The organism is Alkalicaulis satelles (assembly GCF_008630495.1).
In the GTDB taxonomy this organism is placed as follows: Bacteria; Pseudomonadota; Alphaproteobacteria; order Caulobacterales; family Maricaulaceae; genus Oceanicaulis; species Oceanicaulis satelles.
In genome coordinates this window covers 44,179-65,710 of record NZ_VWOJ01000001.1, presented here as the reverse complement: position 1 = coordinate 65,710, position 21,532 = coordinate 44,179, and the positions used below count along the sequence as shown (strand labels likewise).

Genomic DNA, 21,532 nt, shown 5'->3' with positions numbered 1-21,532 from the left:
AGCCAATCGGGTTCATGCCTCACCTCCCGTGAACTCCCCTGCTTTGCACATTCGCGTCCAAGCATGTCGGCACGGTTAACCATCTGAGCGCCCTATCCTGACAGGCTTTCTTGTGTCAGCAGGCTTTGCGGCGGCGCGCTGAGCGGCGTAGATGGGCGCATGCTGTTTCTCGATCCCGCCCATTTGCCCAAGGGACCGCTGATGGCGGTCGATCCCGGTTCGCGCACGCTGGGCGTGGCGGTGTGCAACGCCGCGCGCACGGTGGTCACGCCGCTGACCACGATCCAGCGCACCAAATTCACGCAGGATTCTGAAGCTCTCCTGAAGCTCTATGACGAGCGCGGCTGCGCCGGGCTGGTGGTGGGCCTGCCCCTGCACATGGATGGCGGGGACGGGCGCAGGGCCCAGTCCTCCCGCTCTTTCGTGACCAATCTCTTGCGCCTGCGCGACTTGCCGGTGGTGTATCAGGACGAGCGTTTGTCCACCTTCGAGGCGTCCGAGCGTCTGTTGCAGGCGGGCGTCAGGCACGCAGACCTGAAAGACATGATCGACGCAGAGGCGGCGGCCGATATCTTGCGTGGCGCCCTGGACGCCATTGCGCGCGGCGGGACGGATTCATGAGTGCGCTGACGGCGGCGCTGATCCCGGTATTCGGCGTGATCGCGCTGGGCTGGCTGTTGCGGCGCACCCGCCTGGTGCGCGCGGAACTGTGGGGTGGAGTGAACCGTCTATGTTATCAGGCGCTTCTGCCTGCGCTCCTGTTCTCCACCATCGCCAGCGCCGATTATGACGGGCTGCAGGCCGGGCCATTCCTGATCGCGGTGACGCTGGGCTTTGTGGTGATGGCTGTGGTCTCTCTGGCCTTGAAGCCGCTGATCGCGGACGGCCCGGCCTTCACCAGCGTGTTCCAGGGCGGCGTGCGCTGGAACGGCTTTGTTCTGCTGGCGCTCGCTGCGCCCGCCTTTGGCGCGGAAGGCGCAGCGTTGGCCGCCCTGGTGTTCGCGCCCACCGTGCCGCTGATCAATGTGATGTGCGTGGCGGTGCTGTCGGTCTGGGGCGCCAGCGACCGGGCGCCAGACCTCAAGCAGGTGGCCTGGCGCATCGCCGCCAACCCGCTGATTCTGGGCTGCCTGGCGGGCCTTGCCGCCAATCTCTCCGGCTTGTTCCAGGACGGCGTGATCGCCGACACCATCGCGCTTGTGGGCCGCGCCGCCCTGCCCCTTCTGCTGCTGGCCATTGGCGCCGGGCTCGACTTCTCAGCCCTGAAAGCCCGCCCGCGCCTGCTGGCTCTGGCGGTAGCGCTCAAGCTCATCGCCGCGCCGCTGGCGTTTTATGCGCTGGGACTGGCGTTCGGCGTGGAAGGCGTGGCGCTGGCGGTGCTGGTGGCGGTGGGGGCTACGCCCGGCGCCGCGGCGGCCTATGTGCTGGCCAGCGAAATGGGCGGGGATGCGCGCCTGACGGCGGGCCATGTCACCGCCACGACGCTTCTGGCCTTCATCGCCATGCCTTTCTGGATCTGGCTGGCGGGCGGATGAGCGCGCTGATCGCCTCCGCCTTCGCGCCGGTGTTCGCCATGATCGCCCTGGGCTGGCTGGTGCGCGCCAGCGGGCTGATGGACCGTACCTTGTGGAGCGGGGTCAACGCGCTCAATCACCGCGTCCTCCTGCCCGCCTTCCTGTTCGTGATGATCACGCGCGCCGACCTTAGCGGCGATCATGTAGGTGAGCTGGCCCTGGCCTCCACTTCTGGATCGCTGATCATGATCGCGCTGGGTTTGGCGGCTGGGCGCGCCTTGGGCCTGAAACCGGCGGAGACCGCAGCGCTGACCGCAGTGGCGGCCTTGTGGAATCTGGTGCTGACCATGGCATTGGCCGAGCGCCTGTTCGGGCCGGACATTACCGGCGCCGCCGTGGTGCTGCCCGGCGTGGTGCTGGGCGCGGGCGCAGCCGTGGCCGGTTTCGCCGCCAGTCAGGGCGCCGGCCCGCGCGCCGCGCTCCAACGCATCGTGCGCGATCCGGTGCTGATCGCCTGCGCGGCGGGGATGGCCGCCAATCTCGCCGGGCTGGCACGGCTGCCGTTTCTACTGACGCCACTGGAGCTGACGGCGGCGGGAACCATGGCAGTGATTCTGCTGGCCATGGGCGCGGGGCTGGATTTCGCCGCCCTCAAGGGCCGCTTGCGCGCACTCGCTGCGGCCGCGCTGCTGCGCACTCTCATCGCCCCGGCGATCTATCTGGGCCTGGCGCTGGCGTTCGGGCTGAGAGGCGAATCCGCCGCCCTGCTGGCGCTGGCCGGCGGCGCGCCCGCCGCCGCCGTCACCTACGCCTTCGCCGCCGATTTCCGCTCGGAGCCGGGCCTGGTGGCGGGCATGATCACCCTGACCGTCCTGACCAGCGCGCTGGCCCTGCCGCTGGTGACCGCGCTGGCGTTGATGATTTGAGCCCAGTCCGCCTTCGCCTGACGGCTTCGGCGGGACAAGTCCGCTTTGATGAGATTTGGTTGGAGGGCCCGGTCCGCCTTCGCCTTCGGCTATGGCGGGACATCCTTCGCTCGAATGACAGGTAAAGGCTTGCCCAGCCGAAGCTCGCGTGAGCGAGCGAAGGATGGTGGAGGGGGCTGGATTCGAACCAGCGTACGCCGAAGCGGGCAGATTTACAGTCTGCTGGATTTAACCACTCTCCCACCCCTCCAAGGGTCCGCCTTATGGCGGCGCGATCCGGTCTGGCCGGTTTCGCCGGGTCCAATCGAAAAACAGCCCCGCTGAAGCGTCATTGCACTGGAGCGCAAGGCGCTTTAACGAGGCGGCTCCCCGATTTGGAGCGCGGACTATAGTCATGACCCCTACCCGGCGCAATACGCCCCGCAAGCCTGATGCAGCACGCCGTTCAGGCCCCCGGGAGAACCCCGATGAGGGCTGGATATGGGGCCGCCATGCGGTGCTCGCAGCGCTCGCCAATCCGCGCCGCAAGCGCATCTCGCTGCATGTCACGCGCAACGCCTCCAATGATCTGTCAAACGCCGACAAGGCGTTCGCCAAAGTCGAACTGCCCGGCGAGCTGGACGCCAAGCTGCCGCCCGGCGCGGTGCATCAGGGTTTCGCCCTGAAGGCCGGCGTGCTGGACGCCGAACCGCTGCAGGCGGTGGCTGATCCCACCCACGGGCTGCTGGTGGTGCTCGACCAGATCACCGACCCGCAAAACGCCGGCGCCATTTTCCGCTCGGCGGCCGCCTTCGGCGCGCGCGCGGTGATCATGCAGGACCGCAAGGCGCCGCCCGTGTTCGGGGCGCTGTGCAAGGCCTCGGTGGGCTGCACCGAGGTGATCGGCCATGTGCGCGTGACCAATATCGCCGACACGCTGCTCTCCTTGCGCAAGGCGGGCCGGTTCGTGATCGGGCTGGCGGGCGAGGCCGAAGCCTCACTCGCAGAGCTGACCGCCGCCCATGCCGGGCCGGGCCTGGTGATTGTGATGGGTGCGGAAGGCACGGGCCTGCGCCCGCGCGTGGCTGAAAGCTGCGACGCGCTGGCGCGCATCCCCATGGGCGCGAAGGCCGAAAGCCTGAATGTGTCGGCGGCCGCGGCGGTGGCCCTCTACGAGGCCTCCCGCCACGACCCCCGCATCAATCCGCCGCGCTAGAAGCGGGCGGTGCGCCCCGGCCTCGCCAGCGGGTCTCGCCGGTAAAGCGCGACGCGCGCACCGAACCCGAACCGGAAATGTTCACATCGGCATTGGCCGCTTCGCCGCCATGACGCACCGAGCCGGAACCCGAGATGGTGGCGCGCAACGGGTCCGCGCGCCCTGAGCCCAGACGCACCGAGCCCGAGCCGGAAATACGCGTGGTCAGGGCGCCGGTCTGGCCGCTGGCGCGCACGCTCCCGGAGCCGGACACCACGGCGGTGAGGTCACCGATTTCGCCAGCCTGGAACCCGCCCGAGCCCGAAACCGTGACGCTTGAAGGCCCGGAGATGTCTCCGGTCCGCACAGCGCCGGAACCGGAAATGCGCGCATCGGCGGCGCCTGCGATATCGCCTGTGGTGACCCGGCCCGAGCCCGACAGCACCAGGTCGGCGTCCGCCCCCACATTACCGGCGGTCAGCGCCCCGGAGCCGGACATGCGCGCAGTGAGCGGTCCGGCGATGTCGCCGGCGCGGAAATGAGCGCAGCTGCGCATCTCCAGATCGGCTTCGCCCAGCGCGCCCGCCTCGCCCTGATAGAGGCTTTGACGGATCACCAGGCCCATGGAAGCCGGCGCGGTAATGACCAGCGAAGGATAATCGCTCAGTGCGGTCTGCGCGCCGCCCAGACCGAACCAGCCGCCGCGCGCGCCGATATAAGCCTCGCCATCACGGCGCCGGCAGTTGACACGGCCCACGCTCTGCCCGCCATCAATGGCCACCACCCCGCCCGAGAGGCGTACGCTGGCCGCGTCCTGCCCGCCCGCGCCGGGGCGCGCTTCGACGACAATGCGCTCGCCGCCCTCGCGGATCTCGATATTCCCGATGAAATTGGCGATCTGGACGACCCCGGCGTCATAGCCCTGACCTTGCTGGGCCAGCGCCGCCGGCGCGGCGCCCAGCGTCAGGGCGGCCAGCCCGCTTGCGTAAATCTTCATCATGCCCGTCTCCCTTGTCCTGCTGGCGCCAGATGCGCCTTCAGAAGTCCCGATGCGCCAAGCTTGCCATACGGATGCGTTCGCAAGCGTGAAAAAACCGTCATGAGAAGCGCCTGAACCCTATCGACTCGCACGCGCCAAGGGTCTTTTCTCTCGCCCATGACCCATCACGCCCCGCGCACCGAGCTCGCCACCCATAGCGTCTTCAACCAGTCAGAGCCGCTGACGGGGGTGAACTGGCATGATGACGACGTGATGCTGCGCGAGGCGCTGGCGCGATCGGGTGCGGGCGTTCACCGCGGCGCCCTGTCGAAGTTCGGCGCTGAAGTCGGCAGTGAACGGGTCCAGGAGCTGGGCCGCACCGCCAATGAAAACCCGCCGAAATTCAAACCGTTCGACCGCTTCGGCCAGAGGGTCGATGAAGTGGAGTTCCACCCCGCCTATCACGGTCTGATGGCGCTGGGCCTGAGCCACGGCGTCTCGTCAGCGGCGTGGACAACGGACACGGCGGGCCACGCCCTGCATGCCGGATTGCTCATGCTGATGGGACACGGCGATGCGGGCGTGTGCTGTCCCATGTCCATGACCTATGCCTGCGTTCCAGCCCTGCGCCATGCCGGCTGGACGGGGGACTGGATCAAGGGGGCGCTGAGCACGCGCTACGACCCTGACTTCCTGCCCATGCAGCAAAAATCCGGCCTGACTATCGGCATGGCCATGACCGAGAAACAGGGCGGCTCGGACGTGCGCGCCAACACCACCCGCGCCGAACCGGCAGGCGCTGAGGACGAGGTGGTGCTGACCGGCCATAAATGGTTCTGCTCGGCGCCCATGAGCGACGCCTTCCTGACGCTGGCCTATGAGGGCGGCGAGGACGGCGCCATGAGCTGTTTCCTGGTCCCGCGCTGGCGCCCGGACGGAACCCGCAACACGATTGAGATTCAGCGCCTCAAGGACAAGCTGGGCGACCGCTCCAACGCCTCGTCCGAGATCGAATACCGTCAGGCCTGGGCGCGCCGGATCGGCGAGCCGGGACGCGGCGTGCGCACCATTATCGAGATGGTCAATCACACACGGCTCGATTGCCTGGCCGGCTCGGCGGGCCTGATCCGCACGGTCAGCGCCCACGCCATCTGGCATGCCGACCGGCGCAGCGCGTTTCAGCGCCGCCTGATCGACCAGCCCCTGATGCGCGAGGTTCTGGCTGAATTGTCCCTGGAGGCCGAAGCGGCCCTCGCCCTCGCCTTCCGCGTGGCGCAAGCCTTTGACAAGGCGGCGCAAGATCCGGCCGAAGCGGCGTTCGCGCGCATCGCCACGCCCATCGCCAAATACTGGATCTGCAAGCGCGCTCCCTATCTGGTCTATGAGGCCATGGAGGCTCATGGCGGAGCGGGATATGTGGAGGAGCATCCGCTGCCGCGCATGTTCCGCCAGAGCCCGCTCAACGCCATTTGGGAAGGCTCGGGCAATGTCATCGCGCTGGACGTGCTGCGCGCGCTGTCCCGGGACACGTCAGCGCGCGAGGCGCTGGAGGCCGAGCTTTCCACCCTCGCCGGGCTGCACCCGGCTGTGGACCAGCGCCTCTCGGCTCTGCGCGCCATGATGGCCGACGGCCTGGGCGAAGCGCGCGCGCGCCGTTTCGCCGAACTGTCCGCCACCCTCCTGACCGCCGCAGCGCTCCAGCGCGCCGGGCTGGACCTGGCCCTGCAGGCCTATATCGCAAGGCGCATCGCCGAGACCGCCACCACGCTGGGCGCAGGCGAGGCGGCCATAGACGCCGAGTGGTTGATCGGCCGAGCCCGGCTGGCCGTGTAGTACCCCCGTCAGAGCGTATCTGGAGCGCATGCCATGACCTGGATGATCGCGGCCCTGGCCGCCTATGTCCTGCTCCAGCTGGCCATTGCGCTGTGGGCGTCGCGCCGAATCGCGGGCGATGTGGATTACCTCGTCGCGGGGCGGCGCCTGGGCATGTTCGCGGTGGGAATTTCGGTGTTCGCCACATGGTTTGGCGGCGAGACCGTGATGGGCGCCAGCGCCATCATCGCCAGCGAAGGCATCGCCGGAGCACGCGCCGAACCCTTCGGATACGCCATCTGCCTGGTGATCGCCGCGCTGGCCGTGGCTGGCGCCTTGCGCGCCAAGGGCTATATCACGCTGGCCGATTTCTTCCGCGACCGGTTTGGCGGGCGCGCCGAAATCGCCGCGGCCTGCGTGTCCATCCCCACCTCCGTCATCTGGGCGGCGGCCCAGCTGCTGGCGCTGGCCGCATTGCTGGCCACAGTCGCCGGATTGCCTGTGGGCACAACACTGATGGCGGTGACGGGACTGGTGATTGTCTACACGCTGCTGGGCGGGCTGCTGGCCTCGGTGGTGACCGATATCCTGCAAGGCTCGATCGTGCTGGTCGGGCTGGTCATCTTGTTGTTTGCGCTGATCGATCACGCCGGCGGCCCGGCCCAGGCCATCGCCTCTATCCGGCCTGAACAACTGATCCTGATCGCGCCGGGCGAAAGCTGGTTGGAGCGTCTGGACGCGTTCGCCATCCCCATCCTCGGCTCCATCGTGGCCCAGGAGCTGATCTCGCGCTTTCTCGGCTCGAAGACCGCCAAAATCGCCGTGCGCGGCGGTCTGCTGGCGGGCGGACTATACCTGGCGGTGGGCTTTTTCCCGCTGGCTTTCGGGTTGATCGGGGCGGGCGCGGGCTTTGACGCCTCGGCGGGCGATCTCTTCCTGCCCAATCTGGCCGCCGAGCTGCTGCCCACCGCCCTGTTCGTGGTGTTCGCCGGGGCGCTGTTCTCCGCGGTGCTGTCCACGGTGGATTCGGCCCTTCTGGCGGTCTCCGCTCTGACCACAGAAAACCTCTACAGCCGGGTGCGCACCAGCGCCGGTCCGCGCGAGAAGCTTGTGGCGGCGCGGGTTCTGACTGTCGTGGCGGGCGCGTGCGCCTATCTGGTGGCCACGCGCGGCGAGACGATTTACGGCCTGGTCGAACTCGCTTCCTCGCTGGGATCGGCGGGGCTGCTGGTCTCGCTCATGATCGGATTGCACACGAAATTCGGCGACGAGTGGAGCGCGCTGGCGGCGCTGGCGGGCGGACTGATCACCATCTGGCTGGGCGGCTGGGTGTTCGAGATCCCCGGCTCGTTCCTGTTTTCGATCCTGGCCGCTGGCGGCGCCTATGTGCTGGCGGCCCTGATCAGCCGCGCGCTGAAATCTCAGGCGCCCGCCTGATCCAGGATCGCGTCGGCCTCGATCTCCACGATGAAGTCCGGCGCGGCGAGCGCGCTCACCCCCACCATGGTGCTGGCCGGGGGATGGGCGGCGAACACCGCCCGGTGCGCCGCGCCCACCGCGGCCTGGCTTTCAGGCGCCATGTCGGTGACATAGATGCGCGTGCGCACCACATGCTCCGGCCCCGCCTCGAATTGCGCCAGTGCGGCCAGAATGATCTCAAGACAGCGTTCGGCCTGCGCGCCCGCATCGCCCGGCGCATGGGGCCGGCCGTCAGCGTCCACCGACACTGTGCCGGAGACGAAAACCTGATCGCCGCAGCGCACCGCCCGGCGATAGCCGACCCTGTCTTCCCATGGCGCGCCGGAGGTGATGCGCACACGAGATTTCGTCATGGTTCAGTCCTCACCCGAACAACGCGTCAACACTGGCCTGGGCGGCGTCCTGATCGGGATCGGATTCGCCCGTGACGTGACCATGCACCGCCGCACGCGCCGCCGCCAGCAGCGGCTCGGCCTCGCTGCGCGCGGCCAGCGCCGCGCCAGCCAGGTCACCTGCCGCCACCTGCGCCTGAAGGCTGATGATGACATCGTCGAGCACGGTGATCAGGGTTTCGAAATGGGCGCGCACTGCGCGCGGGGCGGCGCGCCAGGCCTCGATCACGGTCTCGCGCCCGCTATAGCCGGTGCGCTCGAAATGATCCTCATAGCCGCACGGCGCCCAGGCGAGCACGTCTTCGGCGCAATCGGGCATGTCGGGCAGCATCTCGAGCAACATTACCACTTCATTGAAATGGTTGAGGTAATCGGTCGCAAGCCCGGTCTCGGGATGAATATTGGCAGACCGAAGCGCGTCCGGCGGCGGCATCAGGGCCGTGGCGGTCATGGGCGGCGCCCTTTGGATTATGACACTCTCAAGTCCGCCACCCTGCCCGCTCATGCTTGATGAAGCGCTAACCGCCTGAATGCGAGCCCCAGAAATGCGACACCCCCGGCTGCGGGGCATGTGCAGCCGGGGGTGCGGACGGGCCGGTGACGCGGCGGGCCGGATCGCCGGCGCCGTCAAAGGAACAGTGTGGCGAGAGCTTAGCCGCCCTGCTGCTCACGATGCTCCTGGGCGATCTCGGCCACGCGTCCGCCGAGTTCCGGATCGGACTGAGCCGCAGCATTGATCTCGTTATAGCGCTGGGCTGAGAGGCCATGGCTTTCGACCGCTTCGAGCATCTCGGCCTGGGCGCCCTGCTGGATCACCTGAGCTTCTTCAGGGTCCTGGGCCGCTTCGAGTTGCGGGCGCATGTCCTCGACAATCTCGCTGACATCGTCCACGGCGCGCACGAAGCTCCAGATTTCTTCATCGCTCACCGGCTCGATTTGCGGCTCTTGCTGGGCCGGCATGCCCTGCTGCTGTCCCTGTTGCTGCGCCAGAGCGGCGGCGGCCGGAGCTGCACTCGCAGCGCCCAGCGCCAGAGCCAGTGCGGAAGCCGTCGTCATGAAAATCGAAGTCATTAGAGCCAGTCTCCATTCATTGCTGCACGGCCCGCATGCCGGGCGCGCTGTGTATGAGACGCTGGCGCGCAGATGTTTGTTGCAAGCATATTGCATTACAATTTGGTCATTTCGGGATTTCCCGTGTTATGCATGCGCCATGTCCTGCAACATATTGATTGTTTCAGACGTCATACATACGAGCGACTGGACACTGAGCGCATGAACGCCAAAGACCTCAGCCGGATCATAGCCCGCCATCTCACCGCCATGCGGCGGTTCGCGCGCGCCCTCACGGGCAATGCGTTCGATGCCGATGATCTGGTTCAGATCGCCGCAGAGACGGCCATCCGCAAGCGCCGCCAACTGCGCCAGCCTGACCGTGCGCGCAGCTGGCTGATGACCATTGTCTATCGCGCTCATCTCGATCTGCGCCGCCAGGCCGCCCGGCGCGAGGCGCCCCTGAACGATCCCGAATCCGCGCCTGTCCAGCGCACCGCCTCCAACCAGGACGCACGCCTGGCCTGCGCCGAAGCGCTTGATGCGCTGGACGCCCTGCCCGCAGAGCAGCGCGCGGCGCTGACCCTGGTGGCGGTGGAAGGTCACTCCACCGGGGAAGCCGCCCGCATTCTCGGCGTCAAGGAGGCCACCTTGCGTTCCCAGATCTCGCGCGCCCGCTCCGCCCTGCGCGAAGCTGTGGACGCCGAGCCCGTCCGTCCGCCCGTGCGCGTTGTGAGGTGATCTCCATGAAACATTTGCCCGACACGCTTCAGGACACTGACGCCGGACCGCTGGATGCGCTGGCCCGCGACTGGCTGGACGGCGCTCTGGATCCGGACTCGCCCGAAGCCGCCCTCGCCCGCCAGGCCCTTGAATCCGATAGCGGACTGGCTGCGCGCATCGAGTCTGACCGCGCCGCAGAGCAGCGCCTGGCCGCCGCTCTGGACGCCTATGCCCGTCCGCAGGAAAGCGGGCGCGCGCCCGCCCTGATCGCCCGCGCCGCCCGGCGCGCTGAAGCCGCCGACCGCTGGGTGCGGCGCACAGGCGCGGCGGCGGCGGCCATTCTCGTCTTCGCCGGCGGCTGGATGGCGGGCAGCCTGCCCGCGTCGGATCCCGGCCAGCCGCCGTCCGAACTGGTGATGCTCGGCGGACAGGCTGCAGACGCCACCGCCTTCCAGGCCGGGCTGGCCAATGAGCCGGTCATGGCCCCGCCGGAACTGACCGGCCATGGCCTGCAGCTGACGGCATCGATCACCCGTGCGGCGCCGGACGGCGCCCTCAACGCGCTGGAATATGCTGGTCCGCAAGGTGAAACCGTGCGGATCCTGGTGCGGCGCACCGGGCCGGCGCCAAGCGAGACGCTGCATCAGGCCTCGATGGATGGCGACCCGCTGGTGTGGTGGCGCGAGGGAGACCATGTGATCGGCGTAACCGGTCCGCTGAGGCGGGACGCCCTGACCGCCATCGCTGAAGACGTGCGCCTGCAGGCGCGCGGCGCGCCGGTGGTGGCCGATTTCTCACCCGCGCCGGAGCTGGGCGTACAAGTGGTCAGCGATCCGGGCTGAGCCGGGCTGACACCCCTCCAAGCCTGGCGCTATCCCCCGAATTGCGTACCGAAAGGCCCTTTTTGGCGTCAGGCCCATCCAAGCTCATACAGTATCGGTATCTAGAGCCCGGAACAGGGTCTCGCAGCCCAGAAGATCGCGCCGGGCATTGGCCCGGGCCTCTGCGGCTTCGGCGTCCTCGCCCCAGCGTTCGGCCTGCCACAGCTCTTCAAGGCGCGCAGCCGTGAACAGGACCTCGCCCGTGTCTTCGCCTTCCAGCAGCGCAAACGCCAGCACGGCCGAGCCCAGAAGCGGCGCGGCGCTGACGAGGCCGGTGAGGCGGACATCGTCCAGCGCCAGCGCCCGGCGCTCCAGCGCTGCGATGGAGGTTTCAGGCTGGGCCAACGCCGTGATGGAGGCTGCGGCCTTGAGCGGCGCGTCCAGCGCCTTGGCCGACCAGTCGAGCCAGGGATCCCAGGCTGCGGCCTGACGCGCGGCCAGCTCTGCGTCATCGGCGCGATGGCTCAGAAGATCGGTACGGGCGAATTTGGCGACCTCCGCGGCGGCTTCGGCGCGCACCGCGCCCATCCGGTCCAACGCCACATGGCATAGCCGGGTGACGGGCATGGTGAAGGGATTGATGTGTTCGCCTTGCGCGGCCCACTCGGCGGCCACCGCACGCGCCAGCGTCTCCCCGGGCAAGGCGAGAACGGATTTGGCCGGGGTGCGCACCTGGCGTCCGTCCAGCAGCACGCGCCAGCCCTCCGCACCGGGCGCAGCGTTCACCTCTGCATAGAAGCGACGCGGCAGAGGCCGGTTCTCGGCTTTGGCTTTCGACATGCTCATGCGGCGCTCCGCGTGCTGGCGAAAAGGTCGAGGGCGGCGTTAAGGGCCGCGAAGTCGTGATGGATGGCGTGGGCGCCGGCATCCATGATCTCATCCGGGGTGTGAAAGCCCCAGCTCACCCCGAGCGCATGGACCTCGGCATTGCGCGCCATGGTCATGTCCCAGCCGGTATCGCCGATCACCACCGTGTCTTCGGGCCGCACGCCGGTTTCGGCCATGGCGTCGAGCACCATGCGCGGATGAGGCTTGCCCGGCCCGCCATCGGCGGTCTGAAGCGTCTGGAAATGGCGGTGCAGATCATGATGGCTGAACACGATGTCCAGCCCGCGCCGCGCCTTGCCGGTGGCCACGCCCAGAAGCCAGCCTTCATCGCACAGGCGCTCCACCGTCTCACGCGCGCCCTCATAGAGCGGCTCGGAAAAGCCGCGTTCGGCGCGCTGCTCCACGAAGGCCTCCTTGTAAAAGCCGGTGAGCGCAATCACGCGCGCCTCGCCAAAATCGGGCGGCGCCAGGCGCGCCACGGCTTCAGACAGCTCCAGCCCCACAATCGTGCGCACCCGGTCATAGGCGATGGGTCCGAGCCCTGCGCGCTCGAAGGCGCGGGTCATGGCCGCGTGGATCACCTGGCGCGAATCCACCAGCGTGCCGTCCACATCAAACACCGCCAGTTTGAGACCGCTCACCCCAGCGCCTCCTCGGCCGGGCCGGCGGCGTCAAAGTCGAAGCCCAGGGCGGCGAAGGTCTCGCTCATGTGGACGGGCAGCTCCGCCTCGATGACGACCGGCGGCTTGCCCGGGCGCGGGATCTCCACCCGCCGTGCGTGCAGGTGCAGCTTGCGCGACAGGCCTTCGGGCGTGGGAATGTCGCAGACATATTTGCCGTCGCCCAGAATGGCGTGGCCGAATTCGGCCAGATGTACGCGCAGCTGGTGGGTGCGCCCGGTCTCCGGGCTCAGCACCACCCAGCTCACCCGGCGCCCGGCATGGTCGGCGACGGAATAGTGGGTGACGGCGTGCTGGGCGCCCTCCTCGCCGTGACGGGCGGCGACCATGCGCTCGCGGTCGCCTTCGGCGCCGCCGGACTTCTTCAGGAAGCCGCTGATCTCGCCCACATGCGGGGCGGGCACGCCCAGCGCCACCGCCCAGTAGACTTTCTTCACGTCGCGGGTCTGGAACAGGCGCGCCAGCCGGCGCGCGCTGTCGGCGGTGCGCGCCACCACCAGAACGCCGGACGTGTCCTTGTCCAGCCGGTGCACCAGGCGCGGGCGCTCATCGCCCTTGCCGAAGGCCTCGAGCAGGCGATCCACATGGCGCGTGGTCTTGGACCCGCCCTGCACGGCCAGGCCATGAGGCTTGTTCAGCGCGATCAGATCAGCGTCCTTGTAGATCACCAGAGATCGGGCATAGGCCGCATCCTCGCGCGTCAGCGGCGCCTCGGCCTTCACCGCGCCGGGCTCGGGCATGGGCGGCACGCGCACGATCTGGCCCGCCTCCAGGCGCTGATTGCCCTTGGCGCGCGCGCCGTCCACGCGCACCTGTCCGGTGCGCAGGAATTTCTCCACCCGACCGTGGGGGATGTGGGGGAAATGCTTCTTGAACCAGCGGTCGAGGCGCATGTCCGCCTCGGCCTGGCTCACTTCGATGGTCTGAACAGCGCTCATGGGCGTTGGGATAGGCGCGCACGCGCCTGCGGGCAAGGGGCGCCTGCCGGTGCGGGCCGCGCGCTTAACGCGGGCCGGACGCGCCGAACCGCTCGCCCGTCGCGGCCCCCGCCCACACCGCCGCCATCCAGATCAGGGCCGAAGCCGCGATCAGCAGGCCCGCCAGCCCCGCCGCGCCGGACTGGATGAGCTCAAGGGCTTCCAGCGAGAAGATCGAAAACGTGGTGAAGCCGCCGCAAAACCCGCCCATGACGAAGACGCGCTGCACCGGCCCGGCGGACCAGCGCCCGTCAGGCCCCGCAAGCGCGGCGTACAGCCCGATGGCGAACGCGCCCAGCGCATTGACCGTGAGCACGCCCCAGGGAAAGCCCGGCCCCATGAGCGCCAGCATGGCGCCAGAGGCCAGATGGCGCGCCGCAGCCCCCAGCGCGCCGCCCGCAGCTATCGCCAGATAGAGGGGAAGCTGTTTCATAACGCCGCCCCCAACGCGTAACCGCCCGCCGCCGCCAGCAGCGACAGGGCGAAGGAGGCGGCCATGTTCAGCACAGCTAGCCCAAGGCGGCGGGCCTTCAACAGGCCCAGCGTGTCCAGCGTAAAGGCCGAGACAGTGGTGTAGCTGCCTAGAAGCCCGATGGCGAAGAACGCCCAGACGGCGGACAGCGCCGTTTCGCCCGCGCCGGCAAACGCGCCCGCCAGCACGCCCAGCAGCGCCGCGCCGGAGATATTGACCGCCAGCGTGCCCATGGGAAACGCGCCGCCGGCCAGGCGCTGCACCGCGCCCGCCGCCCACAGGCGCGCCGCCGCGCCCAGCGCGCCGCCCAGCATGATCAAGAGCCACTGCATCATACCCGCAGCGTTAGGCCGCCCCGCCCGCCCCGGCAAGGGCGCGCACGCCCGCTCACAGGCGTTGCAGGGCCTCTGCAGTCAGGACGGCGGCGCCCGCCGCCCAGCTGAAACTCGCCAGCGTGCCGATGATCACATATTCGCTGTGGCTGCGGTCGCGGGCGTACTGGAAGCGCAGCACCGACTTGGCCGCGATCAGAAAGCCGATGGCCGCGAACTGACCCGCCAGCACCAGGACGAACACCGCTGTGCGCTCCAGGAGGCCGATCCAGGCGCCGCCCTCCTTAAGGCCCTGGTCCGCGCTGGGGTCCGTGGTCTCCAGATCCGGCAGCTCAAAACGCTCTATGAACAGGGCGATGGCGAACTGGCCCGTGCGCGTGGCGATGATGAAGCCGGCGCCCAAGGCGTAAGCCATGGCGAGCCCCGCCCCCGCATCGGGCAGGCGCCAGGCCCATTCGCCCATGGCGAATGCGTTGGGGAACGCGAAGGCGGCCAGCGCGATGAAGCCCAGATGGGCCAGCTGATCGAGACTGAAAGCGGCGAACTTGCGGCGAGGTCCCGGAGCGCCCTGCGGCTCCAGAATTCTGGCGATGAAGCCCGGCATGCGGCCCCAGGTCTTGAGCCCATCCACGAGCGCGTGGCTCACCAGCACCAGCCCCACCGCCGCCCAGACCTCTCCCGGCGTCCCCAACCATAATCCCAGCGCCGCCGCCGCCGTGACCCCGACGATCAGGGCGTGAAGGGCGAAGGCCCAAGGTTTGCGCTTGTTGGCGATGATCCAGTTGAACTGGAGCACGAAATCGGCCAGCGCATGGGCGGCGAGCAGGGCCAGCGCGGTTTCAAGCATGGCCCGATAACAACTTTTTTCGGTTGTTTTTGTGGATTACAACCCTCTTCGGCTGTTCTCCTGCGGGCCTGAATAACAGCCCTTTTCGGCTGTTTTCCTCGATTACAGCCTTTTCCGGCTGTTGGGTGGCGCGCGCATAACAGGCTTTTTCGCCTGTAATCCTGAAATACAGGCTTATTCGCCTGTAATTTGGAATAACAGCCTGTTTCGCCTGTGACGCCTCACTCATGCCGAGGCCTCCATTTGCTCCAGAACCGCCAGCAGGGCCGGGCCTTCAGCGCTCTCGAAATGGTCCTGCACGGTTTGCTGGGATATGCCGAGCTGGACGCCCAGGGCCGCCTGGGTGGGCGCATCGAGCAACAGGAGATGGCGCATCACTTGCGCCTGCCGGGGCGTCCATCGCGCGCTGAGCGCGCCCGCCAGCCCGAACGCGGCCGGCGCCCAGCCCCCGATATCCGGCCCGGCGGAGGTTGAAACGCGCGCGCTCATGCGCAGGGCCTTGGGCATGGATTCAAGGCCGTGGCCGGACAGGACGAAGGCCTCGCCCTCGCCGGCGCCCAGAGCGCCGTCTTTCGGAATGGCTTTTACCGGCCCCAGCCCGGCGCACAGGCGCGTCGCGGCGGTCTTGCCAGTGGCGCGCACCGCCGCGCTGTAGAGGCACGCCGCGCGCAGGGCCAAAAGCGGTTCAAGCACCATGGCCTGCCAGCCATCCCCGCGAAAGCGCTCAAGGGCCGGCGCGCCGGCCTCGCCCGGCCAGGCGCGAATCGCCCGGTCCGCCTCAGCCAGCGCGTCAAAGGCGGCATGGGTCGACGCCGCGCCCGCCCGGGTGGACCCGATGAGATCGCCCGTCAGAACAGCGCAGGTTTTGGGCACAGGGACGCCTCCTCAGCTCACAGCCGGGTGACCTTGGCGCCCCTGCGCAGCGTGCGCAACGCCCGCAGGCCTTGCCCTTCGCCCGCCTCAGTCCGAGGTACGCGCGCGCAGGGCCAGCACGAGCATCAGCACGGTAGCCGCGATCACCAGCATGGCCGACACGCCGAGAACCGGGCCGAGCGCCTCGTCTCGGCTCATCGGGCCGTAATAGAAATACAGCGCGATGATCATGACCAGAGATCCCACATGGTGCAGGCCGGTCTGGATCCAGGCCAGCAGGCCCTGGGCCAGCCCAAACGCGCGGTAGACCAGAGCCCAGAGCACCGGCAGCACCCCGCCCACCAGCATGGCGTGGGCGTGGGTGGGCATCTGGCTGTGATCGCCGGTGCGGCCCATATGCTCGCCCAGAGCCATGCCCGCGATCAGCCAGACCAGCCCCAGAAGCAAGTGAATGCGAATCGGATTCATGATGGCCTCCCCTGAAAAACCATGAGGATGCGTGTACTGATACCGCCCGTCCAAATCAATTAGATTGTCTATATTGGATAAAATAAATACGCGCCGGTTTAGTTTTTCACACGCGCTGATCTGTGTGCGCATGCACAATTTAGTCAGGCCCCATGCTGCAACTGCACACGACCGGCTTTCGGTCTCTCTGGCGGCATGTCGGGAGAGATGGATGTGCGAGATGGAGCGCCAACCGGTTGCCTTGAGGGCCCGGCGGCGCGCAATCTGACCGGGGTGGGCAACCGCCGCCAAGGAGGGAGGGCATATGCTGGTCTGGCTGATAACGCGCAACCATGAGCACTTTCATCCCTCGGCCTTTCTGGCCGCGTCCAACCCGCAGGGCCGCGCAGCGCAGCCCATGGTGGGATTCACCGGCTCGGCCGCATATTTTGCGGTCTGTATCCGGATTGGCCTCGTTTTCTTGTTGGGCGGGATCGCCGCCATACTGACGAGCCTTGTCTTGCTTTGGTTGGCGGTTGGGATTCACCCTCTTCTGGCGTTCTCCTCCTTCACGCCCATTGTGCTGTTCACACTCCTCTGGCGTCTGGATTTTTTCTTCTGGCTGATCCGGCGCGCCCATGATCATGGGCGCAGCTGGGTCTGGGCCATCGGGCCGTTGTGTGCGCCCCCGATCACTCTGTTGAGTATAGGGCTCGCGCTGTTTCTCGGGGGGCTGGTGGCCGGCCTGATCACGGCCGCACTTGTTATTCTGTGCGTTGCCATACCTGCCATAGCCTATGTGTACCACCTGATGCATGCGCCCGGCCAGGCCGGCCCCAACCGATATGGCCCGCCCGATACGCCCATCCCTGATCACTGGCTCAAAAGGAAGACGCCCTAACCGCCCCGGCGCTCCTTACGCAGGGCCCGCCAGCGCGCGAGGCGCTCTTTCAGCTGGGCTTCACGGCCGCGGTCACCGGGCTGGTAGAAGACCGGGCGCTCGCCCATTTCGTCGGGGAAATAGTCCTGGCCGGAGACGCCGTCTGGTGCGTCGTGATCGTATTCATAGCCCGCCCCATAGCCTTCGGCCTTCATCAACTTGGTCGGCGCGTTGAGGATGTGCTTGGGAGGATTGAGCGAGCCGGTGGCCTTCGCCGTGCGCTGCGCAGCTTTCCAGGCGGCGTAGACCGCGTTGGATTTGGGCGCGCAGGCCAGATGCACCACCGCCTGGGCCAGCGCCAGCTCGCCTTCGGGACTGCCAAGAAAATCATAGACGTCCTTGGCCGCCAGCGCCGCATGCACTGCGCCGGGATCGGCCAGGCCGATATCCTCATTGGCCATGCGCACCAGACGGCGCGCCAGATAGAGCGGGTCCTCGCCCGCCTCCAGCATGCGCGCCAGCCAGTAGAGCGCCGCGTCCGGGTCCGATCCGCGCACCGATTTGTGCAAGGCGGAGATAAGATTGTAATGGCCCTCGCGGTCCTTGTCGTAGACCGGCGCGCGGCGCTGGACGAGCGCGCCGAGCCCCGCCGGATCCAGCGCCGCCTCCGGCTCGGCGGTGAAGACCTGTTCGGCCAGGTTGAGGAGATAGCGCCCGTCCCCATCGGCCAGCGCAATCAGGGTCGCGCGCGCGTCCGGGTCCAGCGGCAGGGGCCGGCCCTCATGGGCTTCGGCGCGGGCCAGAAGCTGCTCCAGCGCAGGCGCGTCCAGGCGCTTGAGCACCATCACCTGACAGCGCGAGAGCAGCGCGGCGTTGAGCTCGAAGCTGGGATTCTCCGTGGTGGCGCCGACCAGCGTCACCACCCCCGCCTCCACCACGGGCAGGAAGCCGTCCTGCTGGGCGCGGTTGAAGCGGTGGATCTCGTCGACGAACAGCAAGGTCCCCTGCCCCGAGGCGCGCCGGGCGCGGGCGCGCTCGAAGGCTTTTTTCAGATCCGCCACACCGGAGAACACCGCCGAGAGCGGCTCGAAGGCCAGACGGGTCTCCTCGCTCAAAAGCCGCGCAATCGTGGTCTTGCCCACGCCCGGCGGGCCCCACAATATGATGGAGGAGAGCGCGCCCCGCGCCAGCATGCGGCCCAGCGGCGCGTCCGGGGCCAGAACATGGTCCTGGCCGACGACGTCTGTCAGCGATTGCGGGCGCAGCCGGTCGGCCAGCGGGCGCGGCGCATCCGTCTCAAGGCCGGCGGACTGGAACAGGTCACTCATGGGCGCAAGACTGGGCGCGCGAACGCCCGGCGCCAAGACGGCGCGCGCATATGCTCGTTAACCGCTCACCCCGAAATGCTCGCTGGCCAGCATCACCGCGCCCAGAACCCCGGCGATGACAGCGCCATAGCCGAACCACGGCTCCCAGCCGCGCGCAAAGGCCAGCGCCATCACAGCCAGCCCGCCCAGCACGGGCAGCGCCCAGATCAGGACGGTGACCGGAGTGACCGGCTTGCGGGTCGGTTTGTCGTTCATGACAGGGCTCTCGCAATCAGCAGCGCGGCGCGGTTCCCATGAGCTGCGCCTTTCGTGTATATGGCCCGCCACGCTCAGGTCAGGAAGCCATGTCTGCATTCGTACTGGAAATCTCGAAGGACTTCACCTTCGACGCCGCTCACCATTTCAGCCACAAGGACGCCGCCCATCCCTTCTCGCGGATGCATGGCCATTCCTTCGCGGGCACGGTGACCCTGTCGGGCGCGCCCGCCAGCGAGAGCGGCATGGTGCGCGATTTCTGGGAGATTGACGCGCAGATCGCCAAGGTGCGCGACCAGCTGGATCACCGCCTCCTCAACGAGGTGGAGGGGCTGGAGCATCCCTCGCTTGAAGCCATTGCACGCTGGGTGTTCGAGAAACTCGACCCGGTCCTGCCCGGCCTGGTCAGCGTGGAAATCCGCCGCCCGAGCTGCGGCGAGAAGGCCGTGCTGCGCCGCGCCTGACCAGACTGTTCCCCGGCCCAACGCAAAACCCCCGCGCGATGGCTCGCGCAGGGGCTTTCAAACCGGTCCGTTATGGACAGATCAGTCTTCTTTCGGCGTCAGAATCTGCTTGCCGCGATACATGCCCGACTTCAGGTCGACATGGTGCGGACGGCGCAGCTCGCCAGTGTCCTTGTCCTCGATATAGGCCGTGGTGCCAATGGCGTCGTGGCCACGGCGCATATTGCGCTTGGACGGGGAGGTTTTGCGCTTGGGGACCGCCATGGGTCTCTCCTACAAATTCAAAGCTGATCCGGTCTTGCGCGCGCGGCCTGACAGCGCACGCAGGCAATGAGCGGCGGGCTATACCGGTTTCGCACCGGGCTGGCAATGGGCGCTGTGCGGTGGGGGCTATCACCTGAACGCCTGGCCCCTCAATCCGCGTTTCCCCGTCGAAAGACGGGGCCCACTTGCAGCGCGGAGTCTGGATCCCGTCTTGCGACGGGAAAACGCATGGGGAATGGAGGGCAGAATTACGTCGGAAGGAGGCTCAGCCCCCCTACACCAACCGTGAATGCTCCACCGCCGCGGCGATGAAGCTGGCGAAGAGCGGATGGGGCGCGAAGGGGCGGGATTTGTATTCGGGGTGGAATTGCACGCCGATGAACCAGGGATGGTCGGGGTATTCCACGATCTCGGGCAGGACGCCGTCGGGCGAGAGCCCTGAGAAGACGAGCCCTTCCGCCTCGAGCCGCTCGCGCCAGGCGATATTGACCTCATAGCGGTGGCGGTGGCGCTCCTCGATGCGCTCTGCGCCATAGATCGCGCGCACGCGCGAGCCGTCTTTCAGCGCCGCCGGGAAGGCGCCCAGACGCATGGTGCCGCCCAGATCCCCGCCAGCATAGCGGCGCACGGTCTCGTTATCCTTCACCCATTCGGTGAGCAGGCCCACCACCGCCTCTTTGGGCTGGCCGAACTCGGTGGTGCCTGCGCCCTCCACCCCGGCCAGATGGCGCGCGGCCTCGATCACGGCCATCTGCATGCCGAAGCAAATGCCGAAATACGGCACTTTGCGCTCGCGCGCGAAGCGGGCTGCGGCGATCTTGCCTTCCGCGCCGCGCTCGCCGAACCCGCCGGGCACCAGAATGGCGTGCACGCCTTCCAGCGCGGCGAAATTGTCGGGTTCTTCGAACTGGCTGGAGTCCAGCCAGCGCACGCGCACCTTCACCGCGTTGGCGATGCCGCCATGGGTGAGCGCTTCCAGCAGGGATTTATAGGCGTCGGCGAGCACGGTGTACTTGCCCACCACCGCAATGGTGACCTCGCCATCAGGATTGTGCACGGCTTGCGAGATGCCTTCCCAGACCGACAGGTCGGGTTCTGGCGCGTCGGCGATGCCGAAGCGGTCCAGGATCACCGAATCGAACCCTTGGGCGTGGTATTCCAGCGGCACGTCATAGAGCGAGGCCGCGTCGCGCCCCTCGATCACGGCCTTTTCGGGCACGTTGCAGAACAGGGCGATCTTGCGCTTGTCGCCGGGCTCGATGGGTATCTCGCACCGGCACAGGAGGATGTCGGGCTGGATGCCGATGGAGCGCAGCTCCTTGACCGAGTGCTGGGTCGGCTTGGTCTTCATCTCCCCGGCGGCCTTGATATAGGGCAGAAGGGTGACGTGCACGAACACCGCCCGGTCGCGGCCGAGTTCCTGGCCCAGCTGGCGGATCGCCTCGAAGAAGGGCAGGCCCTCGATATCGCCCACCGTGCCGCCGATCTCGCACAGCACGAAATCCACATCCCCCGCATCCGACAGGACGAAGGCCTTGATGGCGTCGGTGACGTGGGGGATCACCTGGACGGTGGCGCCCAGATAATCGCCCCGGCGCTCACGCGCCAGAATGTCCGAATAGATGCGCCCGGTGGTGATGTTGTCGCTCTGGGCGGCGGGCACGCCGGTGAAGCGCTCGTAATGGCCCAGATCGAGATCGGTCTCCGCCCCGTCATCGGTGACGAACACCTCGCCATGCTGATAGGGCGACATGGTGCCCGGATCGACATTGAGATACGGGTCCAGCTTGCGCAGGCGCACGGAATACCCACGCGCCTGCAACAGGGCGCCGAGGGCGGCGGAAGCGAGGCCTTTTCCAAGAGAGGAGACCACGCCGCCGGTGATGAAGATATATCGCGGCATGGGCGGACGGTTTAGCGCAGAATCACCGGACGCAAAAGCGCTCAGGCGCCCT

The 21,532-nt window shown here is 67.8% G+C and carries 27 protein-coding genes and 1 tRNA gene; 10 read left to right on the top strand and 18 right to left on the bottom strand.

The features are described from left to right. Positions 1-159: 159 nt before the first annotated feature. Genes ruvX through F1654_RS00310 form a run of 3 tightly spaced genes read left to right on the top strand, consistent with a single transcriptional unit; the run spans position 160 to position 2,440 of the window. Positions 160-621, top strand: a complete 462-nt coding sequence (gene ruvX, locus F1654_RS00320) for a Holliday junction resolvase RuvX (RefSeq protein WP_150021523.1) — start codon at positions 160-162, stop codon at positions 619-621. Then, complete coding sequence (locus F1654_RS00315) at positions 618-1,535, top strand: AEC family transporter (protein ID WP_150021522.1); 918 nt, start codon at positions 618-620, stop codon at positions 1,533-1,535. Before ruvX ends, F1654_RS00315 begins: the two co-directional genes overlap by 4 nt. After that, a complete protein-coding gene (locus F1654_RS00310) occupies positions 1,532-2,440 on the top strand; it encodes an AEC family transporter (protein ID WP_150021521.1) in 909 nt (302 codons plus the stop codon). Before F1654_RS00315 ends, F1654_RS00310 begins: the two co-directional genes overlap by 4 nt. Before the next feature lie 164 nt (positions 2,441-2,604). Here the strand turns inward: F1654_RS00310 and F1654_RS00305 are convergent. Then, a tRNA-Tyr gene (locus F1654_RS00305) sits at positions 2,605-2,690 on the bottom strand. Between the two features lie 144 nt (positions 2,691-2,834). Between F1654_RS00305 and F1654_RS00300 the strand changes: the two genes are divergently transcribed. Continuing rightward, a complete protein-coding gene (locus tag F1654_RS00300) occupies positions 2,835-3,635 on the top strand; it encodes a TrmH family RNA methyltransferase (RefSeq protein ID WP_199200401.1) in 801 nt (266 codons plus the stop codon). On the opposite strand, the gene F1654_RS00295 is transcribed toward F1654_RS00300, so the two are convergent. Next, positions 3,619-4,614 carry a GIN domain-containing protein gene (locus tag F1654_RS00295; RefSeq protein ID WP_150021520.1) on the bottom strand — a complete coding sequence of 332 codons (996 nt, stop codon included), beginning with the start codon at positions 4,612-4,614 and terminating at the stop codon, positions 3,619-3,621. The two genes, F1654_RS00300 and F1654_RS00295, sit on opposite strands and share 17 nt — an antisense overlap. A gap of 156 nt (positions 4,615-4,770) precedes the next feature. Between F1654_RS00295 and F1654_RS00290 the strand changes: the two genes are divergently transcribed. Together F1654_RS00290 and F1654_RS00285 are read left to right on the top strand one after the other, a co-directional pair. After that, positions 4,771-6,426 carry an acyl-CoA dehydrogenase family protein gene (locus tag F1654_RS00290; RefSeq protein WP_150021519.1) on the top strand — a complete coding sequence of 552 codons (1,656 nt, stop codon included), beginning with the start codon at positions 4,771-4,773 and terminating at the stop codon, positions 6,424-6,426. A 33-nt stretch (positions 6,427-6,459) separates the two neighbouring features. Beyond that, positions 6,460-7,842, top strand: coding sequence for a sodium:solute symporter family protein (locus tag F1654_RS00285; protein ID WP_150021518.1), 1,383 nt, complete (start codon positions 6,460-6,462; stop codon positions 7,840-7,842). Here F1654_RS00285 and F1654_RS00280 read toward each other — a convergent pair. The 3 genes from F1654_RS00280 to F1654_RS00270 form a co-directional block, all read right to left on the bottom strand. After that, positions 7,827-8,237, bottom strand: a complete 411-nt coding sequence (locus tag F1654_RS00280; RefSeq protein ID WP_150021517.1) for a RidA family protein — start codon at positions 8,235-8,237, stop codon at positions 7,827-7,829. The genes F1654_RS00285 and F1654_RS00280 overlap by 16 nt on opposite strands. A 10-nt stretch (positions 8,238-8,247) precedes the next feature. Further along, on the bottom strand, positions 8,248-8,727 hold the full coding sequence (locus tag F1654_RS00275; protein WP_233205032.1) for a hypothetical protein: 480 nt from the start codon (positions 8,725-8,727) through the stop codon (positions 8,248-8,250). A gap of 200 nt (positions 8,728-8,927) precedes the next feature. Beyond that, positions 8,928-9,332: a DUF4168 domain-containing protein gene (locus F1654_RS00270; protein WP_199200400.1), complete on the bottom strand. Its 405-nt coding sequence runs from the start codon at positions 9,330-9,332 to the stop codon at positions 8,928-8,930. Positions 9,333-9,548: 216 nt separating this feature from the next. Between F1654_RS00270 and F1654_RS00265 the strand changes: the two genes are divergently transcribed. Next, complete coding sequence (locus F1654_RS00265) at positions 9,549-10,067, top strand: RNA polymerase sigma factor (protein WP_150021515.1); 519 nt, start codon at positions 9,549-9,551, stop codon at positions 10,065-10,067. Positions 10,068-10,072: 5 nt separating this feature from the next. Beyond that, positions 10,073-10,891 carry a hypothetical protein gene (locus F1654_RS00260; RefSeq protein WP_150021514.1) on the top strand — a complete coding sequence of 273 codons (819 nt, stop codon included), beginning with the start codon at positions 10,073-10,075 and terminating at the stop codon, positions 10,889-10,891. Positions 10,892-10,975: 84 nt separating this feature from the next. Here the strand turns inward: F1654_RS00260 and F1654_RS00255 are convergent, their stop codons facing one another. The 9 genes from F1654_RS00255 to F1654_RS00215 all read right to left on the bottom strand — a co-directional run bounded on the left by F1654_RS00255 (position 10,976) and on the right by F1654_RS00215 (position 16,407). Next, positions 10,976-11,716 (bottom strand): ATP12 family protein, encoded by a 741-nt coding sequence (locus tag F1654_RS00255; protein WP_150021513.1) that lies wholly within the window; start codon positions 11,714-11,716, stop codon positions 10,976-10,978. After that, positions 11,713-12,399 (bottom strand): HAD-IA family hydrolase, encoded by a 687-nt coding sequence (locus F1654_RS00250; protein ID WP_150021512.1) that lies wholly within the window; start codon positions 12,397-12,399, stop codon positions 11,713-11,715. Before F1654_RS00250 ends, F1654_RS00255 begins: the two co-directional genes overlap by 4 nt. Continuing rightward, a complete protein-coding gene (locus F1654_RS00245; protein WP_150021511.1) occupies positions 12,396-13,376 on the bottom strand; it encodes an RluA family pseudouridine synthase in 981 nt (326 codons plus the stop codon). Before F1654_RS00245 ends, F1654_RS00250 begins: the two co-directional genes overlap by 4 nt. A gap of 64 nt (positions 13,377-13,440) precedes the next feature. Continuing rightward, positions 13,441-13,848: a fluoride efflux transporter FluC gene (locus F1654_RS00240; protein ID WP_150021510.1), complete on the bottom strand. Its 408-nt coding sequence runs from the start codon at positions 13,846-13,848 to the stop codon at positions 13,441-13,443. Continuing rightward, positions 13,845-14,219: a fluoride efflux transporter FluC gene (locus F1654_RS00235; protein ID WP_233205031.1), complete on the bottom strand. Its 375-nt coding sequence runs from the start codon at positions 14,217-14,219 to the stop codon at positions 13,845-13,847. Before F1654_RS00235 ends, F1654_RS00240 begins: the two co-directional genes overlap by 4 nt. A gap of 55 nt (positions 14,220-14,274) precedes the next feature. Further along, complete coding sequence (locus F1654_RS00230; RefSeq protein ID WP_150021508.1) at positions 14,275-15,066, bottom strand: DUF3307 domain-containing protein; 792 nt, start codon at positions 15,064-15,066, stop codon at positions 14,275-14,277. Continuing rightward, on the bottom strand, positions 15,059-15,295 hold the full coding sequence (locus tag F1654_RS00225) for a hypothetical protein (protein WP_150021507.1): 237 nt from the start codon (positions 15,293-15,295) through the stop codon (positions 15,059-15,061). Before F1654_RS00225 ends, F1654_RS00230 begins: the two co-directional genes overlap by 8 nt. Further along, on the bottom strand, positions 15,292-15,939 hold the full coding sequence (locus F1654_RS00220) for a MarR family transcriptional regulator (RefSeq protein WP_150021506.1): 648 nt from the start codon (positions 15,937-15,939) through the stop codon (positions 15,292-15,294). Before F1654_RS00220 ends, F1654_RS00225 begins: the two co-directional genes overlap by 4 nt. A gap of 87 nt (positions 15,940-16,026) precedes the next feature. Continuing rightward, positions 16,027-16,407 (bottom strand): hypothetical protein, encoded by a 381-nt coding sequence (locus F1654_RS00215; RefSeq protein ID WP_150021505.1) that lies wholly within the window; start codon positions 16,405-16,407, stop codon positions 16,027-16,029. A gap of 304 nt (positions 16,408-16,711) precedes the next feature. Between F1654_RS00215 and F1654_RS00210 the strand changes: the two genes are divergently transcribed. After that, the gene (locus F1654_RS00210) at positions 16,712-17,287 is read left to right on the top strand and encodes a DUF805 domain-containing protein (RefSeq protein WP_150021504.1); all 576 of its coding nucleotides are present in this window, start codon (positions 16,712-16,714) and stop codon (positions 17,285-17,287) included. On the opposite strand, the gene F1654_RS00205 is transcribed toward F1654_RS00210, so the two are convergent. Together F1654_RS00205 and F1654_RS00200 are read right to left on the bottom strand one after the other, a co-directional pair. Further along, the gene (locus tag F1654_RS00205) at positions 17,284-18,594 is read right to left on the bottom strand and encodes a replication-associated recombination protein A (protein WP_150021503.1); all 1,311 of its coding nucleotides are present in this window, start codon (positions 18,592-18,594) and stop codon (positions 17,284-17,286) included. The two genes, F1654_RS00210 and F1654_RS00205, sit on opposite strands and share 4 nt — an antisense overlap. 57 nt (positions 18,595-18,651) lie before the next feature. Further along, positions 18,652-18,849 carry a hypothetical protein gene (locus tag F1654_RS00200; RefSeq protein ID WP_150021502.1) on the bottom strand — a complete coding sequence of 66 codons (198 nt, stop codon included), beginning with the start codon at positions 18,847-18,849 and terminating at the stop codon, positions 18,652-18,654. An 89-nt stretch (positions 18,850-18,938) separates the two neighbouring features. On the opposite strand from F1654_RS00200, the gene F1654_RS00195 reads away from it, so the two are divergent. Beyond that, entirely contained in the window at positions 18,939-19,313 is a 375-nt protein-coding gene (locus tag F1654_RS00195; RefSeq protein WP_150021501.1) for a 6-pyruvoyl trahydropterin synthase family protein, read from the top strand. An 81-nt stretch (positions 19,314-19,394) separates the two neighbouring features. On the opposite strand, the gene rpmF is transcribed toward F1654_RS00195, so the two are convergent. Further along, a complete protein-coding gene (rpmF, locus tag F1654_RS00190; protein WP_150021500.1) occupies positions 19,395-19,577 on the bottom strand; it encodes a 50S ribosomal protein L32 in 183 nt (60 codons plus the stop codon). A 274-nt stretch (positions 19,578-19,851) separates the two neighbouring features. Next, the gene (locus F1654_RS00185; RefSeq protein ID WP_150021499.1) at positions 19,852-21,480 is read right to left on the bottom strand and encodes a CTP synthase; all 1,629 of its coding nucleotides are present in this window, start codon (positions 21,478-21,480) and stop codon (positions 19,852-19,854) included. Positions 21,481-21,532: the final 52 nt, after the last annotated feature.

Bases quoted from the DNA above. Each gene is read 5' to 3' on its own strand.
- F1654_RS00280 (WP_150021517.1), bottom strand. From the start codon at position 8,237: ATGACGAAATCTCGTGTGCGCATCACCTCCGGCGCGCCATGGGAAGAC.
- F1654_RS00315 (WP_150021522.1), top strand. From the start codon at position 618: ATGAGTGCGCTGACGGCGGCGCTGATCCCGGTATTCGGCGTGATCGCG.
- F1654_RS00195 (WP_150021501.1), top strand. From the start codon at position 18,939: ATGTCTGCATTCGTACTGGAAATCTCGAAGGACTTCACCTTCGACGCC.
- F1654_RS00215 (WP_150021505.1), bottom strand. From the start codon at position 16,407: ATGAATCCGATTCGCATTCACTTGCTTCTGGGGCTGGTCTGGCTGATC.
- F1654_RS00295 (WP_150021520.1), bottom strand. From the start codon at position 4,614: ATGATGAAGATTTACGCAAGCGGGCTGGCCGCCCTGACGCTGGGCGCC.
- F1654_RS00310 (WP_150021521.1), top strand. From the start codon at position 1,532: ATGAGCGCGCTGATCGCCTCCGCCTTCGCGCCGGTGTTCGCCATGATC.
- F1654_RS00200 (WP_150021502.1), bottom strand. From the start codon at position 18,849: ATGAACGACAAACCGACCCGCAAGCCGGTCACTCCGGTCACCGTCCTG.
- F1654_RS00260 (WP_150021514.1), top strand. From the start codon at position 10,073: ATGAAACATTTGCCCGACACGCTTCAGGACACTGACGCCGGACCGCTG.
- ruvX (WP_150021523.1), top strand. From the start codon at position 160: ATGCTGTTTCTCGATCCCGCCCATTTGCCCAAGGGACCGCTGATGGCG.
- F1654_RS00285 (WP_150021518.1), top strand. From the start codon at position 6,460: ATGACCTGGATGATCGCGGCCCTGGCCGCCTATGTCCTGCTCCAGCTG.
- F1654_RS00270 (WP_199200400.1), bottom strand. From the start codon at position 9,332: ATGACGACGGCTTCCGCACTGGCTCTGGCGCTGGGCGCTGCGAGTGCA.
- F1654_RS00235 (WP_233205031.1), bottom strand. From the start codon at position 14,219: ATGCAGTGGCTCTTGATCATGCTGGGCGGCGCGCTGGGCGCGGCGGCG.
- F1654_RS00300 (WP_199200401.1), top strand. From the start codon at position 2,835: ATGACCCCTACCCGGCGCAATACGCCCCGCAAGCCTGATGCAGCACGC.
- rpmF (WP_150021500.1), bottom strand. From the start codon at position 19,577: ATGGCGGTCCCCAAGCGCAAAACCTCCCCGTCCAAGCGCAATATGCGC.
- F1654_RS00185 (WP_150021499.1), bottom strand. From the start codon at position 21,480: ATGCCGCGATATATCTTCATCACCGGCGGCGTGGTCTCCTCTCTTGGA.
- F1654_RS00225 (WP_150021507.1), bottom strand. From the start codon at position 15,295: ATGAGTGAGGCGTCACAGGCGAAACAGGCTGTTATTCCAAATTACAGG.
- F1654_RS00265 (WP_150021515.1), top strand. From the start codon at position 9,549: ATGAACGCCAAAGACCTCAGCCGGATCATAGCCCGCCATCTCACCGCC.
- F1654_RS00210 (WP_150021504.1), top strand. From the start codon at position 16,712: ATGCTGGTCTGGCTGATAACGCGCAACCATGAGCACTTTCATCCCTCG.
- F1654_RS00290 (WP_150021519.1), top strand. From the start codon at position 4,771: ATGACCCATCACGCCCCGCGCACCGAGCTCGCCACCCATAGCGTCTTC.
- F1654_RS00230 (WP_150021508.1), bottom strand. From the start codon at position 15,066: ATGCTTGAAACCGCGCTGGCCCTGCTCGCCGCCCATGCGCTGGCCGAT.
- F1654_RS00275 (WP_233205032.1), bottom strand. From the start codon at position 8,727: ATGACCGCCACGGCCCTGATGCCGCCGCCGGACGCGCTTCGGTCTGCC.
- F1654_RS00205 (WP_150021503.1), bottom strand. From the start codon at position 18,594: ATGAGTGACCTGTTCCAGTCCGCCGGCCTTGAGACGGATGCGCCGCGC.
- F1654_RS00255 (WP_150021513.1), bottom strand. From the start codon at position 11,716: ATGAGCATGTCGAAAGCCAAAGCCGAGAACCGGCCTCTGCCGCGTCGC.
- F1654_RS00245 (WP_150021511.1), bottom strand. From the start codon at position 13,376: ATGAGCGCTGTTCAGACCATCGAAGTGAGCCAGGCCGAGGCGGACATG.
- F1654_RS00240 (WP_150021510.1), bottom strand. From the start codon at position 13,848: ATGAAACAGCTTCCCCTCTATCTGGCGATAGCTGCGGGCGGCGCGCTG.